Origin of the sequence: Pseudomonas sp. B21-040, assembly GCF_024748695.1 — a bacterium.
GTDB lineage: Bacteria > Pseudomonadota > Gammaproteobacteria > Pseudomonadales > Pseudomonadaceae > Aquipseudomonas.
The window spans coordinates 3250503-3267545 of the sequence record NZ_CP087176.1 but is presented as its reverse complement, the minus strand read 5'-3'; the positions used below and the strand labels follow the sequence as shown (position 1 = coordinate 3267545).

The 17043-nt window shown below is 58.5% G+C and carries 14 protein-coding genes; 5 read left to right on the top strand and 9 right to left on the bottom strand.

Going from position 1 to position 17043, the window contains the following annotated elements; all coding sequences use genetic code 11:
- Nucleotides 1-32: 32 nt before the first annotated feature.
- The 6 genes from LOY55_RS15135 to LOY55_RS15110 all read right to left on the bottom strand — a co-directional run bounded on the left by LOY55_RS15135 (nucleotide 33) and on the right by LOY55_RS15110 (nucleotide 7473).
- Complete coding sequence (locus LOY55_RS15135) at nucleotides 33-314, bottom strand: hypothetical protein (protein ID WP_258668276.1); 282 nt, start codon at nucleotides 312-314, stop codon at nucleotides 33-35.
- A gap of 102 nt (nucleotides 315-416) precedes the next feature.
- The gene (locus tag LOY55_RS15130; RefSeq protein ID WP_258668275.1) at nucleotides 417-1223 is read right to left on the bottom strand and encodes a hypothetical protein; all 807 of its coding nucleotides are present in this window, start codon (nucleotides 1221-1223) and stop codon (nucleotides 417-419) included.
- 444 nt (nucleotides 1224-1667) lie between these two features.
- Complete coding sequence (locus LOY55_RS15125; protein ID WP_109784774.1) at nucleotides 1668-2855, bottom strand: pyridoxal phosphate-dependent aminotransferase; 1188 nt, start codon at nucleotides 2853-2855, stop codon at nucleotides 1668-1670.
- Between the two features lie 43 nt (nucleotides 2856-2898).
- Nucleotides 2899-4524 carry a methyl-accepting chemotaxis protein gene (locus LOY55_RS15120; protein WP_223525287.1) on the bottom strand — a complete coding sequence of 542 codons (1626 nt, stop codon included), beginning with the start codon at nucleotides 4522-4524 and terminating at the stop codon, nucleotides 2899-2901.
- Between the two features lie 420 nt (nucleotides 4525-4944).
- Nucleotides 4945-6081: a glycerate kinase gene (locus tag LOY55_RS15115; protein ID WP_258668274.1), complete on the bottom strand. Its 1137-nt coding sequence runs from the start codon at nucleotides 6079-6081 to the stop codon at nucleotides 4945-4947.
- Nucleotides 6082-6360: 279 nt separating this feature from the next.
- Nucleotides 6361-7473 (bottom strand): sugar diacid recognition domain-containing protein, encoded by a 1113-nt coding sequence (locus LOY55_RS15110; protein ID WP_109784770.1) that lies wholly within the window; start codon nucleotides 7471-7473, stop codon nucleotides 6361-6363.
- Between the two features lie 168 nt (nucleotides 7474-7641).
- Between LOY55_RS15110 and LOY55_RS15105 the strand changes: the two genes are divergently transcribed.
- Nucleotides 7642-8952 carry an MFS transporter gene (locus tag LOY55_RS15105; RefSeq protein ID WP_077430212.1) on the top strand — a complete coding sequence of 437 codons (1311 nt, stop codon included), beginning with the start codon at nucleotides 7642-7644 and terminating at the stop codon, nucleotides 8950-8952.
- 227 nt (nucleotides 8953-9179) lie between these two features.
- On the opposite strand, the gene LOY55_RS15100 is transcribed toward LOY55_RS15105, so the two are convergent.
- Complete coding sequence (locus tag LOY55_RS15100; RefSeq protein WP_223525285.1) at nucleotides 9180-9545, bottom strand: DUF6124 family protein; 366 nt, start codon at nucleotides 9543-9545, stop codon at nucleotides 9180-9182.
- 457 nt (nucleotides 9546-10002) lie between these two features.
- On the opposite strand from LOY55_RS15100, the gene LOY55_RS15095 reads away from it, so the two are divergent.
- Nucleotides 10003-11016, top strand: coding sequence for an aldo/keto reductase (locus LOY55_RS15095; protein WP_223525284.1), 1014 nt, complete (start codon nucleotides 10003-10005; stop codon nucleotides 11014-11016).
- 194 nt (nucleotides 11017-11210) lie between these two features.
- Nucleotides 11211-12098, top strand: coding sequence for an EamA family transporter RarD (gene rarD / locus LOY55_RS15090; RefSeq protein WP_258668273.1), 888 nt, complete (start codon nucleotides 11211-11213; stop codon nucleotides 12096-12098).
- A 53-nt stretch (nucleotides 12099-12151) separates the two neighbouring features.
- Here the strand turns inward: rarD and hppD are convergent, their stop codons facing one another.
- A complete protein-coding gene (gene hppD / locus LOY55_RS15085) occupies nucleotides 12152-13228 on the bottom strand; it encodes a 4-hydroxyphenylpyruvate dioxygenase (RefSeq protein ID WP_046027366.1) in 1077 nt (358 codons plus the stop codon).
- Nucleotides 13229-13477: 249 nt separating this feature from the next.
- Nucleotides 13478-14416 carry a DMT family transporter gene (locus LOY55_RS15080; protein WP_258668272.1) on the bottom strand — a complete coding sequence of 313 codons (939 nt, stop codon included), beginning with the start codon at nucleotides 14414-14416 and terminating at the stop codon, nucleotides 13478-13480.
- 77 nt (nucleotides 14417-14493) lie between these two features.
- Here LOY55_RS15080 and LOY55_RS15075 point away from each other — a divergent pair, with 77 nt between their 5' ends.
- Together LOY55_RS15075 and LOY55_RS15070 are read left to right on the top strand one after the other, a co-directional pair.
- The gene (locus LOY55_RS15075) at nucleotides 14494-15366 is read left to right on the top strand and encodes a LysR family transcriptional regulator (RefSeq protein WP_258668271.1); all 873 of its coding nucleotides are present in this window, start codon (nucleotides 14494-14496) and stop codon (nucleotides 15364-15366) included.
- A 115-nt stretch (nucleotides 15367-15481) separates the two neighbouring features.
- Entirely contained in the window at nucleotides 15482-17017 is a 1536-nt protein-coding gene (locus LOY55_RS15070; RefSeq protein ID WP_258668270.1) for an EAL domain-containing protein, read from the top strand.
- Nucleotides 17018-17043: the final 26 nt, after the last annotated feature.

Genomic DNA, 17043 nt, shown 5'->3' with positions numbered 1-17043 from the left:
CGTATCAGCGGCCATACTCGATTCGCCACCGGTCACAGATCAAGGTCGGGTTCAATATCTTCCCAAGAGGGCTCGCCTTTACGACGAATCTTGAATTGGATCAAGTCATCCTCATCTTCAGGCTCTGAGGGCTGGGGAATGGAATATTCAAGAGGTGACCGTGCGTCAGCCACCGGTATGCGCAGGTCGGGCAATAGCGTTTGCGCAGTAATTGTAACAGCAGGTGGATCTGCAAGAATGCCGCCGATGCGCTGATGATTGTTTTGAAGCACCAGGGCTCTTGAAAGTGTGCCGCGTTCGACTTTAGCGTTCATTTACCGTCTCCATAGACCAACAATCGATAGCGCAACGCTCACACCATACAATGCGTTCAGTGCGCACCTGTTTTTTACTGCTTTATACACTTCGCCCTTTCATCAAGGTCCACAGGGAAGATCAGTTCCGGGTATGATTCTGTCTATTCTCACTAACCCCGCTGGAGCTCTTCCCTTTAATCCCCCCCCCCGATAAACACTGTATTTCACTATGGCCGACGATTTAATTATCATCGGTTTTATATGAACTTCATAGGGCAACACCACCACCGTGAAACTCTCTCGAAGTTCAGTGTCCGCTTGAATTGTTTTTGTAATTTTTTTATAAGTATTGGCAATAGGAGCACCGCTGCCATTCAAACTATCGAACCCTTCCCACTCCACTTCAATTCGATCACCGATCGCGTATTCACTACCAAGAGGTGCAATTTCAACCGTCACACCACTCCATAAGGGTGGAACCGTTGAGCAATTCAAATATCCGTTTATCGTAGCATGGGGAAAGTGCGCTTCTACAAGGTCGTTTTTAATAGGTGCATGATCGATAGTCAGGTTACGACGAAAGGAATAAGAGTGATTATCAGCCGAATTAAGAAGTTCATACCACAATTCAGCGACGCCATCCCCACGTAAATACTCCGGCCCCAAATGAACAATAAACTCTGGCTGCAGATCCTGCGGGTAGTAGGTATTTACAATCGGAGCCAATACCTGACCTGTACGCTCAAAATACACCGTTAAAATATCGCGCTCATCGGGCTCGGTTGAAGGCTCAGGCCACAATGGAATCACGACATCAATGCCCGTTTGCAACAACTCCGAAGGAATATTGCCCTCCGGATCCACATCGGCGTCATAGACGCCGATGACTTTGGGAGTGTCGAAGATCAGTGGCGTGGCGGCTGGCATTTTTACCTCCGGCTAACTTCGAACTGTGAATTCATGTCTGGATAAATTAGGCGCCAAGTTAATACACTTGCCTACTGTCATATTTGACAGGTTCCAATACCGTTCGTCGGTTACCACTCACTTTTAATGTCACAGAACTTCAACCGTCGTTGAGGATTGGTGTTTTCCGAAAAGGGTTTCAGCGAGCTCACGCCTCCCGTGAAGCCTTCCAATAGACGGCGACCATCGAGAGTGGGGCAAAGTGCGTGTGAGTGTTTGTTCTAGCGGGGTGGGGGAATAAGGGACCGGTGCGTAACCTGGGTTTTTCGGAGCAGTTGGATGTTCGTAGGGCGGTCCTAGGGGGGGCGGTGAATGTTATGGCGTCTTCGCGGGCAAGCCCGCCCCCACAGCGGAATGCCGCACACCCTCGCTAGCGATGAGGCCATCAAACCCGGCAAAAACCTTTCAGGCTCGCCGCGCCCCCAGCAGGTCCACCGCACACAGCGCAATGCGCCGACACGCCTGAGCCAGTTTCACCTGATCGACCACCAAGCCGATCCGGATATGCCCCGCCGCACTCGGCCCGAACGCCTCCCCGGCCAGCACCGAAACGCCATAGCCTTCCAGCAACCGCTCGGCAAAGCCCTGGGCGCCGAGCCCGGTCTGGCGCACGTCCACCATCACAAACATGCCGCCATCCGGGCGGATCGGGCGCAGCCCCGGGCAATCGCTCAATGCCGCGCACACCAGATCGCGGCGCTGGCGATATTCTTCGCGCATCAGCGCCACTTCCGGCAGGTCTTCATCAAGCGCCACTTGCGCCGCGTTCTGGATGAAATCCGGAATCCCGAACAGCATGCTCAACGACAGGTTCACAAGGTGCTCGGCCATGGGTTTGGGGCCAATCGCCCAGCCGACCCGCCAGCCGCTCATGGCGTGGGATTTGGACAGGCTGTTGATGGTCGCGGTGCGTTCGGCCATGCCCGGCAAACTCGCCGGGCTGGTGTGTTCGCCCTCGAACAACAGATCGCTGTAGACCTCATCGCTGATCAGCCACAGGTCATGGCGCACGCATAACGCCGCGAGCGCTTGCCAGGTGGGCAACGGCAAACTCGCGCCGGACGGATTGTTGGGACTGTTGAGCAGGATGGCTCGGGTCTTCGGGCTGATCCGTGCCGCGACATCCGCCGGGTCGACGCGAAAGCCGTTTTCCGGTCGAACCGGCACCGGCACGACTGTCGCGGCGCAGGCGCCGAACACGCCTTCGTAGGTCACGTACATCGGTTCGGCGACGATCACTTCATCACCCGGATCGAGCAGGCATTGCGCGACCGAATACACCGCGCATTGCGCCCCCGGGAACACGATCACATGGTCGCCATCCACCGCTTGGCCGCTGCGCTGGCAATGGCGGCGCGCGATGCTGTTACGCAGCCCTCGACTGCCGCGCACCTCCGGGTAATGGGTGTCGCCGGCCTGCAAACTGTCGATGGCGGCCTGGACAATGGGTTGTGGCGTGTCAAAGTCTGGATCGCCAATCGACAACAGCAGGACATCGACGCCCTGCTCGCGCATTTCCAGCGCTCGGTCATGAATCTGCCAGGCGGCGGCTCCGTCGCCGGCGATTCGTTGGGTCAAGGCTGAATAGCGCATGTGGTTCTCCTGTCGCGCGCGAACTCCCAGCCCTCACCCTATCTCAAATCACGAAACGCGCCACCATGGCATTCAAGTCCACCGCCAGGCGCGACAGCTCATGGGTAGCGGCACTGGTCTGGTTGGCTCCGGCGGCAGACTGAGTGGCCAGGTCACGGATGTTCACCAGGTTGCGGTCGACTTCACGGGACACTTGCGCCTGCTCTTCCGAAGCGCTGGCGATCACCAGGTTGCGTTCGTTGATCAAATGAATCGACTGAGTGATCTGCTCCAGTGCGATGCCGGCGGCGCGGGCCATTTCCAGAGTGCTTTGGGTGCGCTGATTGCTTTGCTGCATCGACGAAACCGCTTCGCCGGTGCCGTTCTGAATGCCGGCGACCATTTTTTCGATCTCCTGAGTCGACTGCGCGGTGCGATGAGCCAGCGCCCGCACTTCGTCCGCGACCACGGCAAAACCCCGTCCGGCTTCACCGGCACGGGCAGCTTCGATGGCGGCGTTGAGCGCCAGCAGATTGGTTTGTTCGGCGATGGCGCGGATCACGTCCAGCACTTTGCCGATGTCACGACCCTGCGCGGCCAGGCCTTCAATCATCAGCGAAGTGTTTTGCACGTCATGGGTCATGGTCTGGATCGCGTCGACGGTTTCCACCACCCGGTCGCGCCCTTCGCGGGCGGCTTGAGTCGACTGGCTTGACGCTTCGGACGTGGACACGGCGTTGCGCGCCACTTCTTCCACAGCGGCGGTCATTTCGTTGACGGCCGTGGCGGCTTGTTCGATTTCGTTGTTTTGCTGTTGCAGTCCGCGCGAGGCTTCTTGCGTCACGGTGCTCAGTTCTTCGGCAGCGGCACCCAATTGCGTGGCCGAACCGGCAATCTGTTCGATGGTTTTGCGCAGGTTGGCCTGCATCGTGGCCAAGGCACCGAGCAACCGCGCCGGTTCGTCGTTGCCGTCAATGTCGATAACTTTGGTCAGGTTGCCACCGGCGATGGTTTCGGCCGCCTGCACGGCGCGGTTCAGCGGGGTAACGATGCTGCGGGTCAGCAACCAGGCCAGCAACACCGTCAATACTGCTGCCATGATCGAGACGGCGACGATACCCGTAATGGCGCTGCTGTAATGTTCGCCCGCCTCGACACCCGCCGCCTTGGCGTAGCCGTTGTTGAGGGCCACCAGTTTGTTCAACTGCTCGCCCATCTGGTCGGTTCCGTCCTTGATCCGCGTATTGATCAGGGTACGCATCTCGTCGAGCTGGTTCTGGCGCGACAGCTCCATCATCTGGTTTTGCGCTTGCAGGTAGCCGTCCAGTGTTGCCATGAATGTCTTGTACAACGCCGCTTCTTCCGGCTGGGCAGGCAACGTTGCGTAACTGGCTTGGGCACTGTGCAATTTGTCGATGAGCACACCGATGCGTGTTTGCGCTTCCTGCAACGCGGCCGGTTCGCGGTTGGTCAGCACACGGAAAGAAAGGATGCGCAGTCGCAGGACGTTCTCGGTCATGTTGCCCAGGAAACTGACGCTGGGCAGCTGCGTGCTTTCCATATCAATGGAAGCCTGGCGGATGATCGACATGCGGTTGATGGCAAACACGCCCAGCGCGATGACGAGCAAGGCAATAAAGGAGAAACCCAGGAAAGCTCGAGGCGCGATGTTCAGATTACGCAGTGACATAGGATGATTCTCGGAAGATTGAGGCTACGAGCGTCCATGCTGTGATCGCTGACTGGCGGGCGTTGGCGCGCACCTTGTCAGCTTGGCGCCACTGTCGAATCGGGTGTTTGAGCGTCTATTGTGGGTATCGGCTGAAGATGAGGATTTTTGCGGGGATTGGAGAAATATATTTCGGGGGGGGGGCGAGTGCTTCAACCGTGAAACACAATCACCTGTAGCAGCTGCCGAAGGCTGCGTTCGATTGCGAAGCGGTCGCGCTGTTCAAATCCTGCGACTGCTGCGCAGTTCGGACGCAGCCTCGCAGGCTCGACAGCTGCTACGAGCGTTGCGGCGGCGAAGCGGTCGCGCTGTTCAAATCCTGCGACTGCTGCGCAGTTCGGACGCAGCCTCGCAGGCTCGACAGCGGCTACGAGCGTTGCGTCAGGCTTTGGCGATCCGCCAGACCCGGGCGATGTCACTGGCTCGATCCTGCAACAACCGAGGTGCCTCGGCGCACGCTTGTTCCAGCGTCATCGGCCCGCTCGCCAAGGCAAACGCGGCATCGATGCCATGTTCGTACAACGCCTGATACCCCTCACCCAAAGTGCCTGCGATCACGATCACCGGCACGCCCTGCTCCCGGGCAACGCGCGCCACGCCAAACGGCGTCTTGCCACGCAAGGTCTGGGCATCGAAGCGTCCTTCGCCGGTCATCACCAGATCGGCACCTTTAACGGCCTCGGCCAACCCGACCAACTCGGCGACCACTTCCACCCCGGCTTTAAATTGCGCACCGAGGAAGGCCTTGGCAGCAAACCCCAAGCCACCTGCCGCGCCACTGCCGGGTTCATCCTTGACGTCATGACCCAGCGCATCGGCGCACAGATCGGCGAAGTGCCCGAGCGCGCTGTCCAGTTGCTGCACCTGCTCGGGCGATGCACCTTTTTGCGGGCCGAAAATCGCTGATGCGCCGTGAGGGCCACACAAGGGGTTGTTGACGTCAGCGGCAATGTCGAAGCGCACCCCGCTCAGACGCGAATCCATGTCGCTCAGATCAATGCGATCCAGTTGCGTCAACGCCAAGCCGCCCGGCGCCAGGGGCTGCCCCTGCGCATCCAGCAACTTCACACCCAGCGCCTGCATCGCCCCGGCGCCGCCGTCGTTGGTGGCACTGCCGCCAATCGCCAGAATCACCCGTTGCGCCCCGGCATCGAGCGCCGCGCGAATCAATTCACCGGTGCCGAAGGTGCTGCTGGTGCACGCGTCACGCTGGCCTGGCGGGACCAGTTGCAGGCCGCTGGCTTCAGCCATTTCGATGATTGCGGTGTGGTTCTTCGGCAGCCAACCCCATGCGGCGTCGACCATCGCCCCGAGCGGCCCCCGTACATTCGTGCGGCGCAATTCGCCTTCGCACGCGGCCAGAATCGACTCGACCGTCCCCTCCCCGCCGTCAGCCATCGGGCACTTGATCAATTGCGCGTCTGGCCAGACCTCTGCCAGCCCCAGCGCAATGGCGTCGGCCACACCTTGGGCACTGAGGCTGTCTTTGAACGAATCGGGGGCGATGACGATTTTCATGCGAGTTCTCCAGTTCCAATGCGCTCCATGCTGCCAGTCGGCAGAAACAATAACGCCAGTCCGTTGCACAAGTGGCCATGGCGTTTATTGTTCATTTCCACAAAACCCACACAGTCACCGTAGCAGCTGCCGAGCCTGCGAGGCTGCGTTCGGCGGCGAAGCCGTCGTGAAATCATGCGCTGCGGTGTGTCAGGTAAATCATGCTTACCGGTTTTACGACTGCTGCGCAGCCGAACGCAGCCTCGCAGGCTCGGCAGCTGCTACAGGGTTTGTGTTAGGTCAGTCGGTTTGGGGCAGGAGCTGCACGCCGAGATAGAGCGCAAGCATGCCGTCCAGCTTGAGCGGATCAACGCCGCTCAACTCGGCGATTCGCTCCATTCGATAGCGCAAGCTGTTGCGATGAATGCCCAGCGCATCGGCACAGGCCTGGCTTTGGCCATCGTGATCACACCAACTGCGCAACGTCGCGAGCAACTGGCCGTTGCTGTCCTTGGCGATGACTTTGCGCAACGGCTTGAGCAACTCATCCAGTGCGTCGTCGTTACGATGGCGCCAGAGCATCACCGGCAATCGATAACGGGTCAGCGTCAGCAAACGTGATCGCGGCAATACATCGCGCCCATACGCCAGCAAGTCGCCGACCCGCCGGTAGCAGCGCCGCAACCCCGACAAGCCATCGGCCTGCCCGCCCACGGCGATGCGCAGAATGTTCCAGCCCAGGCCATCGAGCTTTTCCAGCAACCGATCATTCTCAATGGTTTGCGCGGCCGGTCGGCACCACAGCAACGACGACTTGGCTGAACTGACGCACCAACTGTCCGGGTAACGCGTGCTCAGCCAGGCACTCAGCGCTTCAACGGTTTGCGTCGGGCCGTGCTCCATACCCAACTCAAACAGGTAAGGCACCCGGGTCATTTGCGGTTTGAGCCCCAATTGCTGTGCTTCATCCAGCAACCGAGGTGAGTCCCCCGCCTCGCTCAGCAACAATGCCAGCAGATCATCGCAACGCTGACGCCGCCATTGCTGCTCGGCCTGCTGATTGCGCTGGCCCACGAGCATTTCCGCGGTCATTCGCACCAGTTCGGCATAGGTGCGCAGCGCCTCGGGTTCGCCGGTAATGCCGAGCACGCCAATCAAGCGCCCATCGAGCAACAGCGGCAGGTTGATGCCCGGCTGCACGCCCTTGAGATGAATCGCGGTCTGCGCGTCGATTTCCACCACTCGACCATTGGCCAGCACCAGTTGCGCGCCTTCGTGGCGGGTGTTGATGCGTTCGGGTTCGCCGCTGCCAAGAATCAATCCCTGGCTGTCCATGACGTTGACGTTGTACGGCAGGATGGCCATTGCCCGGTCGACGATGTCCTGGGCCAGGTCGTGATCGAGTTCGAACATAACGGGGATCCTTGAAAACGGGGTGGGACGGGTTGTTCACCCGCACAGGCCTTGGTCGCAAACCCTGTGCTCAGGCACAAAGACAACAACCCGGGGCGTGACCGAGACTCACTGGGCGATCAACGTTACCCTTGCATCGCAAAAAATCATAATAAAGAGAGAGCCGCCATGTCACAGAGCGCCGCCGCTACCCAGGCCATCGTTGACGAGAAAAACGCCGTCTACAAACGCATTACCCTGCGTTTGATTCCCTTCATCTTCATCTGCTACCTGTTCAACTACCTCGACCGGGTGAACGTTGGATTTGCCAAGTTGCAGATGCTCGACGCGCTGAAATTCAGCGAAACCGTGTACGGCCTCGGTGCCGGTATTTTCTTTATCGGCTACGTGCTGTGCGGCGTGCCAAGCAACCTGGCCCTGACCAAGTTTGGCCCACGGCGCTGGATCGCGTTGATGATGATCGTCTGGGGCACGTTGTCGACCTGCCTGCTGTTCGTCACCACCCCGACCGAGTTCTACACCTTGCGCCTGTTCACCGGCGCGGCCGAAGCCGGGTTCTTCCCGGGCGTGGTGCTGTACCTCTCGCAGTGGTTCCCGACTTTCCGCCGTGGCCGCATCATGGCGCTGTTCATGTCGGCGATCCCGGTGTCCGGCCTGCTGGGCAGCCCGTTCTCCGGCTGGATCCTCAATCACTTTGGTGCAGGCCAGGGCGGCTTGGCCGGCTGGCAGTGGATGTTTCTGCTGCAAGGCATTCCGACCATCATCCTCGGCGCCCTCGCCTATTTCCTGTTGAGCGACAGCTACGCCAACGCCAAATGGCTGACCCCGTTTGAGCGCTCGGTGCTGGAAGCGGATCACGCTGAAGACCTGGCCAACAAACCGAAAACCACCACCGATTCGTTGTCGGCGGTGTTCAAGAACCCGGCGATCTGGGCGTTCGGCTTGATCTACTTCTGCATTCAGAGCGGTGTCTACGCGATCAACTTCTGGCTGCCGTCGATCATCAAGAACCTGGGCTTCAGCGACAACATGGTGATTGGCTGGCTGAGCGCGATTCCGTACCTGTTGGCCGCCGTTTTCATGCTGATGGTCGGTCGCTCGGCGGATTTGCGCAAAGAACGCCGCTGGCACTTGGTGGTGCCGATGCTGATGGGCGCAGTCGGCCTGCTGATCGCGGTGAACTTTGCGACGACGCCGGCCATTGCGATTCTCGGCCTGACCATCGCCACCATGGGCGCCCTCACCGGCCTGCCGATGTTCTGGCCGGTGCCAACGGCGCTGCTGAGCGCGGGCGCGGCGGCGGGTGGCTTGGCGTTGATCAACTCGATGGGGCAGATGGCGGGTTTCCTCAGCCCGTACCTCGTGGGTTGGGTCAAGGACAGCACCGGTTCGACCGATGCGGCGTTGTACCTGCTGGCAGGCGTGATCGTGTGCGGCAGCTTGCTGGCGCTGCGCATGACGCGCACGTTGCGGGTGTAAGCCTGTTCTACACCGATAAAAAACGGCCCTTTCGGCTAATGCCGATGAATTTTCAGTAACGCAATTTGTAGCAGCTGGCGCAGCCTGCGTTCGGCTGCGCAGCAGTCGTGAAATCAGACGATGCGGTGTTTCAGGAAGACCACATGTTCCGGTTTCACGACTGCTTCGCAGCCGAACGCAGGCTGCGCCAGCTGCTACAGATCGCGTAGTGGCTTAACTAATCGGTGTTAGACATGGGGGTCGACGTTGTCGAGCATCTGGTTCACCGCCAGTTCGCCCAGCATGACCGAGTTTTGAATGCCCAGCAGGGTGTGGCGCTGTGTTCCGTTCAATTGCCCGGCGAAATCACTCAACATGACACTCGCTGACGCCAACGTCTCGCAGGCATTGACCAGCAGGGTTTCGTGATCGGTGTTGGAGCCTACGAAGTAGATCGTGCTGGGTTTGCGTGGGGTGTCTTTGGGGATGACCGGTTTGAGGTAGTAATCGAGGGCTCGGTCGGCGGCGGTGTTGAGCTTTTTGGAGTCGGTGGAATCGTAGGGGGAAACGTCGTCGGTGTCGGTTTCTGGTGGGTTGGGTGTGATCTTGAACATAGATGAAACTCCTTGCGTCGAATAAGGAGCCATCACTTTCGCTACCAAACGAAGAGGTGGTGGCCATACGCAGGTTGGTAGACCGGGACGCAAGGAGACCGGCGCGCCCGAAGACGCCCTGTGCATGACCACCATAAAGTCGAGACGAAAAACGCCACGAAATAGTGATGCTGCGAACCTTACGTAAATCCCGGGCTACCAAACCCGATCGCTGTTTTTCAGCGACGAGCAAACGATAGAACCCAGGCCCAAGGCGCACAAGCCGGCGGATTCTGGCGCAGTCGTAGGTAACGGCGCAAGGTTATGTAGCCTCCAGCCCCATCCATTCCGACCGTTTAAACATTGCTGTTTATTGCCAATGCGCCCACCGATTAATTGAGCGGATATTCCGATTGCTCCCGACGACGGTTCTGGTATTTGATTGAGGCCTTTCTCCCACCGGTAAAAGGATTTCCTCATGAGCTATCGCACGCTGGGTCATTCGGGTTTGCAGGTCTCTACCCTGACCCTGGGCACGATGATGTTCGGCGAACAGACCAGCACCGAAGATTCCCTGCGGATCATCGACAAGGCCTGGGACCAGGGCATCAATTTCATCGACACTGCGGACGTTTACACGGGCGGACGTTCGGAAGAAATCGTCGGCGAAGCGATTGCCGGCAATCGGCATGAATGGGTGCTGGCGACCAAGGTCGGCTTCGGCCCGGTGGACGGTGTGCCGAACCGCAGCGGCTTGAGCCGCAAACACCTGTTCAACGGCATCGACGCCAGCCTGACGCGTTTGGGCACCGACTATCTCGACATCTATTACCTGCACCGCGAAGACCACAACACGCCGTTGGAAGTGACCGTGTCAGCGATGGGCGATCTGATTCGCCAGGGCAAGGTCCGTTACTGGGGTTTGTCGAACTACCGTGGCTGGCGTATCGCCGAGGTGATTCGCGTGGCCGATCAACTGGGCGTCGACCGGCCAGTGATCAGTCAACCGCTGTACAACATCGTCAACCGCCAGGTGGAAACCGAGCAGATGACTGCCGCGCAAAACTACGGCCTGGGGGTGGTGCCTTACAGCCCGTTGGCGCGGGGTGTGCTCAGCGGCAAATACGCGCCGGACGTGAAGCCGGACGCCAACAGCCGTGCCGGGCGCGCCGACAAACGCATTCTGGAAACCGAATGGCGGGTTGAGTCGTTGCGCATTGCCCAGCAGATTCAGCAGTACACCCAGGAACGTGGCGTGGGGATTGTCGAGTTTGCTATCGCCTGGGTGTTGAACAACGGTGCGGTGACGTCGGCCATCGTTGGGCCCCGTACTGAAGAACAATGGGACGCCTACACCAAAGCGCAAGCGGTGAAGATTACGGCTGAAGATGAGGCGTTTATTGATTCGCTGGTGGTGCCTGGGCACTCGTCGACACCGGGGTTTAATGACGTGAGCCACTTCGTGTCGGGCCGTAAACCGCGCAATACCTGAAGAAACACAATCCACTGTAGGAGCATGGCTTGCCCGCGATGGTATCGACGCGGTCTAACTGACGCACCGCGTTGCCTGCATCGCGGGCAAGCCATGCTCCTACGGTTGATAGGTGTTGATCGGTAGATCAGTGTTTAGATTGAAAACCACGTATCCTCTGCGCCCCGTTTCACGTTCAACCTCGCGAGGGCAGTTTGTCTAAAGGTATCGCTTTATCGGTCACAGCCTCGGTGCTGTTTGCCGTCATGTATTACTACACCTCGTTACTCACTCCCCTGAGTGGCGTGGAAATTTTCGGCTGGCGGATGCTGCTGACCGTGCCGTGCATGACCGTATTCATGGTGGTGTCCGGTGAATGGAAGCATGTGGTCGGGATTGCTCGGCGCGTCAAAGCGAATCCGAAACTGGCTGCCGGCCTGATCGCCTCCTCGGCCCTGCTCGCGGTGCAACTCTGGCTGTTTATGTGGGCGCCGCTCAACGGCTACAGCCTTGACGTATCGCTGGGTTATTTCCTGCTGCCGCTGACCATGGTGCTCACTGGGCGGATCGCCTACGGTGAACGCCTCTCCTACCTACAAAAAATCGCCGTGTTTTTTGCCTGCCTCGGGGTGGCGAACGAGGTGTATCAAGTCGGTGGCTTTTCCTGGGCGACGTTGCTGGTGTGTATCGGCTATCCGACCTATTTTGTCGTGCGTAAACGCCTGGCAACGGACAACCTGGGCGGGTTATGGCTGGACATGGCGCTGACGCTGCCGGTGGTTTTCTGGTTCGTGCAGAGTGGTGAACAGGGCTTTGGTGTGTTCGATCAACATCCGTGGCTGTCACTGTTGATCCCGATTCTCGGGGTGATCAGCGCTTCAGCATTGGTGGTTTACATCATCGCCAGCCGCTTGTTGCCGTTCAGTCTTTTCGGGCTGTTGAGTTATGTCGAGCCGGTGCTGTTGCTGGGCGTGGCGCTGTTGCTCGGGGAAAGCATCAAGCCTGGAGAATGGCTGACGTACATTCCGATCTGGATGGCAGTCGTGGTGCTGGTGTTTGAAGGGTTCAAGCATCTGATGCGACAGAGCCGCAAACCAATGTAACTGAAATGAAAAAGCCCGATCAATTGATCGGGCTTTTTTACATCTACTGCGGTTTAGTCGGTGGACAGCACGCCACGACGAACCTGGTCACGCTCGATCGATTCAAACAGTGCCTTGAAGTTGCCTTCGCCGAAACCATCGTCGCCTTTACGCTGGATGAATTCGAAGAACACCGGGCCCATCAGGGTTTCCGAGAAGATCTGCAGCAGCAGTCGCTTGTCGCCCGACTCCGACGAACCGTCCAGCAAAATACCCCGCGCTTGCAGTTCGTTGACGGGCTCGCCGTGGTTCGGCAAACGGCCTTCGAGCATTTCGTAGTAGGTTTCCGGCGGCGCGGTCATGAAGCGCATGCCGATGCTTTTCAGGTGGTCCCACGTCTTGATCAGGTCCTCGCTGAGGAAGGCCACGTGCTGGATGCCTTCGCCGTTGAACTGCATCAGGAACTCTTCGATCTGCCCGGCGCCCTTGGACGATTCTTCGTTCAGCGGGATGCGGATCATGCCGTCCGGCGCGGTCATGGCCTTGGAAGTCAGACCGGTGTATTCGCCCTTGATGTCGAAGTAGCGAATTTCACGGAAGTTGAACAGCTTCTCGTAGAAGTTCGCCCAGTACGCCATGCGCCCGCGATACACGTTGTGAGTCAGGTGGTCGATGATTTTCAGGCCAGCGCCGACCGGGTTACGGTCCACGCCTTCGATGAACACAAAGTCGATGTCATAGATCGAGCTGCCTTCACCAAAACGGTCGATCAGGTACAGCGGCGCACCGCCAATACCTTTGATCGCCGGCAGGTGCAGTTCCATCGGGCCGGTTTCGATGTGGATCGGCTGGGCGCCGAGTTCCAGCGCACGCTTGTAGGCCTTTTGCGAATCCTTGACGCGGAACGCCATGCCGCACACCGACGGGCCGTGTTCGGCCGCGAAGTACGAAGCGACGCTGTTGGGTTCGTTGTTGAGGATCAGGTTGATTGCGCCCTGACGATACAGGTGCACGTCTTTGGAGCGGTGGGTCGCAACCTTGGTGAAGCCCATGATCTGGAAGATCGGCTCCAGGGTGTTTGGGGTCGGCGATGCGAATTCGATGAACTCAAAGCCCATCAGGCCCATTGGGTTTTCGTATAAATCTGCCATTTTGGCGCCTCATCATGCTTTTAGAATTAACAAATGTTAGTTGCTAGCAATGCTGAGACCGGCGGGTGGCGCACAGGAGATGCCCCGCACGCTGCGGGCGAGGAAGTCACCGTAGATCAATTGAAACCCGAAACTCTTCATTGTCGACCCAAGGCTCTGGCGGGCAAGGCTTCTGCTGCCAGAAGACGTTTATTATTGTATGCGTAAACCGATTCTACACAGCGTAAATCGGTTTGTCCGCCTTCTGTATCAAATCCCCTTTTTCCCTACTCGTGCAAGGGGTTTGTTGCAGAGGAAAATCCCCAGCAGGATCAGCCCTCCTCCCAGGCACATCGCCCACGTCAACGGCTCGCCCAGCAGCAACGCTCCAAGGATGACAGCGGTCAGCGGGTTCAAGGCAATGAACACGCCAGCGCGCGTCGCGCCAATCTGGCGGATGCCGTCGTAATACCCGATGTAGGCCAGCGCCGAGCCCAATACGCCGAGGTACATCAGGCTCAGCCATTGTTGCGGGCCGAGGCTCTGGAGCGCGCCGAGACTCAATTGGCCAGTCGCAGCACTCGTCACCCACAGCATCACCGTCCCCAGCAGGATCGAATAGGTCACGGTCTGCACCGGCCCCAAGGACTGATTCAGGCCTTTGGAAAACAGCGAGTAAATGCCCCAGCCGAGCACGCAGCCGAAAATCATCAGGTCACCGATCCAGGCATCGGCATGACCGGCCAGCCACTGCGGATTGCGGCTGACAATCACCACACTGGCGCCGCCAATACAGATGACGATGCCGGCGACTTTCGCCCGACCCAATCGCTCCTTGAACAGCAACCACGAAGCCAGGCCGATCACAGCCGGGTTCAGCGCGACGATTAATGAGGCGCGCGAGGCATTGATGTAATGCAACCCGTAAAAGAAGCACAGGTTGTAGAAGAAGATCCCGAAGAACCCCAGCAGCGCCAGTTGCAGCCATTGCCGTGGGCTCGGCCGGGATAAAGGAATTCGGGCCAGCAGCAGAAACAGCAACAATGCTGCGCTGGCCAGCAAGAACCGAAGGCTGGCGGCGAACAACGGGTTGAGGCTGTCGGCCAGGAAACGCCCCGCAACGAATGTCCCACCCCAGATCATGGTGACGGCAGCAAGTTTCCAATAAACCGCGCTTTGGGATGGCGCTGTTTGCATAAAGGTCGTCATGAGAGAACAAAACCGGACTGAAGTAGATGGCGTATCATTAGACTAATGATCGATCATCGTAAAATGAGTAAACACTCATGACACTCAGTCAACTTGAAATCTTTTCGCTGGTTGCTGAACTGCGCGGCTTTACGGCGGCCGCCAATCGCCTGGGTATCTCCCAATCGGCGGTTTCTCATGCACTGAAGTCGCTGGAACAAGAGTTGGGCGTCGAACTGATGCGGCGTCATCAGTCCCAGGTGGAGTTGAGCGACATCGGCCAACAGCTTTTGCTGCGCGCCAGGGCAATGCTCGGCTTGGCCAATACCTTGCGCCAGGAAGCCGCGGATGCGCGCGGGATGAAACGCGGCACGTTGCGCATCGGCTCGTTTGGCCCGACCTCGTCGATCAAGCTGCTGCCGTTGATCCTGCAGCATTACCGCGTGGCTCACCCGGGCATCGAAGTCCACATAGACGAAGGCCCAGACCTCCAAGTGTTGCAATGGCTTGAGGAGCGACGCGTCGATATCGGCTTCGTGGTGCTGCCGCAGGAGCGTTTTGACACCTTTGCACTGATTGAGGACCAGATGGTTGCTCTGCTTCCAGCCAATCATGCGCTGGCAAGTCATGACGCTTTAAGCCTGAGCGACTTGTGCCACGACCCGTTCGTACTGACGGAAGCCGGGTCGTCGGAACTGGTGTCACGGATGTTCAACGCCGCCCGGCTGACACCGAACATCCGTTACCGCTGCTCACAATTGATCAGTACGCTGGACACGGTCAGTCGTGGCGATGCACTGACCGTCGTCGCTGAAGGCTCGCTACCTGAAGACAACTACTGTCGCTATGTGAAGAAACCGCTGTCGCCCCCCGTCATGCGCCATGTCGGGCTGGCGGTGCTTGATCAGCGCCAGTCTTCACCCGCCACGCTGGCGTTTATCAAACTGGCCACGCGCCTGAACGCCCGTTGAGCAGCACAAGCGTCAAGGGCCAACTATCATGGCCTCTACCTGCACTCTTTTTGGGAGGCGTGTTGTCGTCCTGCCAGCATTTGAGAGCCCTGATTCTTCGTGAGAGGTTTCGCGAATGCCATTGAGCGCCAAAAGTCGTCGCCCGTTCGGCAGCCACACTTTTGTGACACTGCTCTGCGGATTGCTCCCGGTGATATTGGGTTTTGCCATTCTGTATATGCAGGCTGAACGGGTGCTCCGGCAAAGTACCCAATCGACCGCAGACGAAGCGCTGCGCCAGTTCGAACTGATGCTCGACAATACTGCCCAATCCGCACGCGAGTTGCTGCCGCTGGCTGGCCAGGCCTGTAATGACGTCAAGTTGGCCCTGCGCGAACAAGTCACCCGTCGCCCGTTTGTGCGTTCCGCAAGCCTGGTGTTGGACGACAACCTCTATTGCAGCTCGTTGTTCGGCGACGCCCAAGAGAAGGTCAATGCCGGCGACTACACGCAAGGCTCACTGTGGCTGATGAATGGCAACCCGGTCACGCCCGATACCGCGTTGTTGGTGTATCGCCTGAGCAAGGGAAAACAGGGCGCACTGACGACCCTGGACGGCTACCACTTAAGTAACGTGCTGCGCCTGATTGGCCGCAAGACGTTGCTGTTACTGCAAGTCGGCCCGAACTGGCTGTCCACCGACGGCAAGGTCCACGTAGGCGCCCTGCCCGTTTTGCCTGTGGCCGAAAGCAAACTCACGTCCTCGCACTATGCCTTTACCGTCGCAGCCGGTTTCCCCGAGGGGGAAAACTGGCGGTACATGGCCAGTGAATACCCGCCACTGTTCAGCCTGTTGATTTTTTTTGGTGTGGTATCGGGCGCCATCGGACATGTCTTGCAAAAACGTACATGGTCGCCGACACACGAAATGCAGCGCGCGCTAAAGGCGCAAGAGTTTGTCCCGTATTTTCAGCCGGTGGTGCACGGCGATACGAAGAAATGGTCCGGCACTGAAGTGTTGATGCGCTGGAAACACCCGAAGGAAGGCATGGTGCGCCCTGATCTGTTCATCCCGTTTGCCGAACATTCCGGGTTGATCGTGCCCATGACCCGTTCGTTGATGCAACAGACGGCCCAATGCCTGGGGCCTGTTTCACAATCGTTCGATAGCCCCTTTCACATCGGTATCAATATCACCGCCAGCCACTGCAACGACCTGGAACTGGTCAAGGACTGCCGTGCGTTTCTAAGAGCCTTCGCACCCGGCTCCATTCACCTGGTACTGGAACTGACTGAGCGCGAACTGATCAAGCCGAGTGAGATTACGCTTGAGCTGTTCGAACAGCTTCATGCACTGGGTGTGATGATCGCCATTGACGACTTCGGTACCGGTCACTCGAGCCTGGTTTATCTGCGCCAGTTCAATGTGGACTTCCTGAAAATCGACCAGAGTTTTGTCGCGATGATCGGCATCGACGCCCTCTCGCGACACATTCTGGACACCATCATCGAACTCTCGGTCAAGCTCGACCTGGGAATTGTTGCCGAAGGTGTGGAAACCGAAGAACAAAGTGACTATCTGACCGCTCACGGTGTGAACTTCCTGCAAGGTTATCTGTTCGGCCAACCGATGCCCGGTGCCGAGTTCATTAACGCATTAACCCACCATTAACTAACGCCTCTAAAGCGACGAGACAT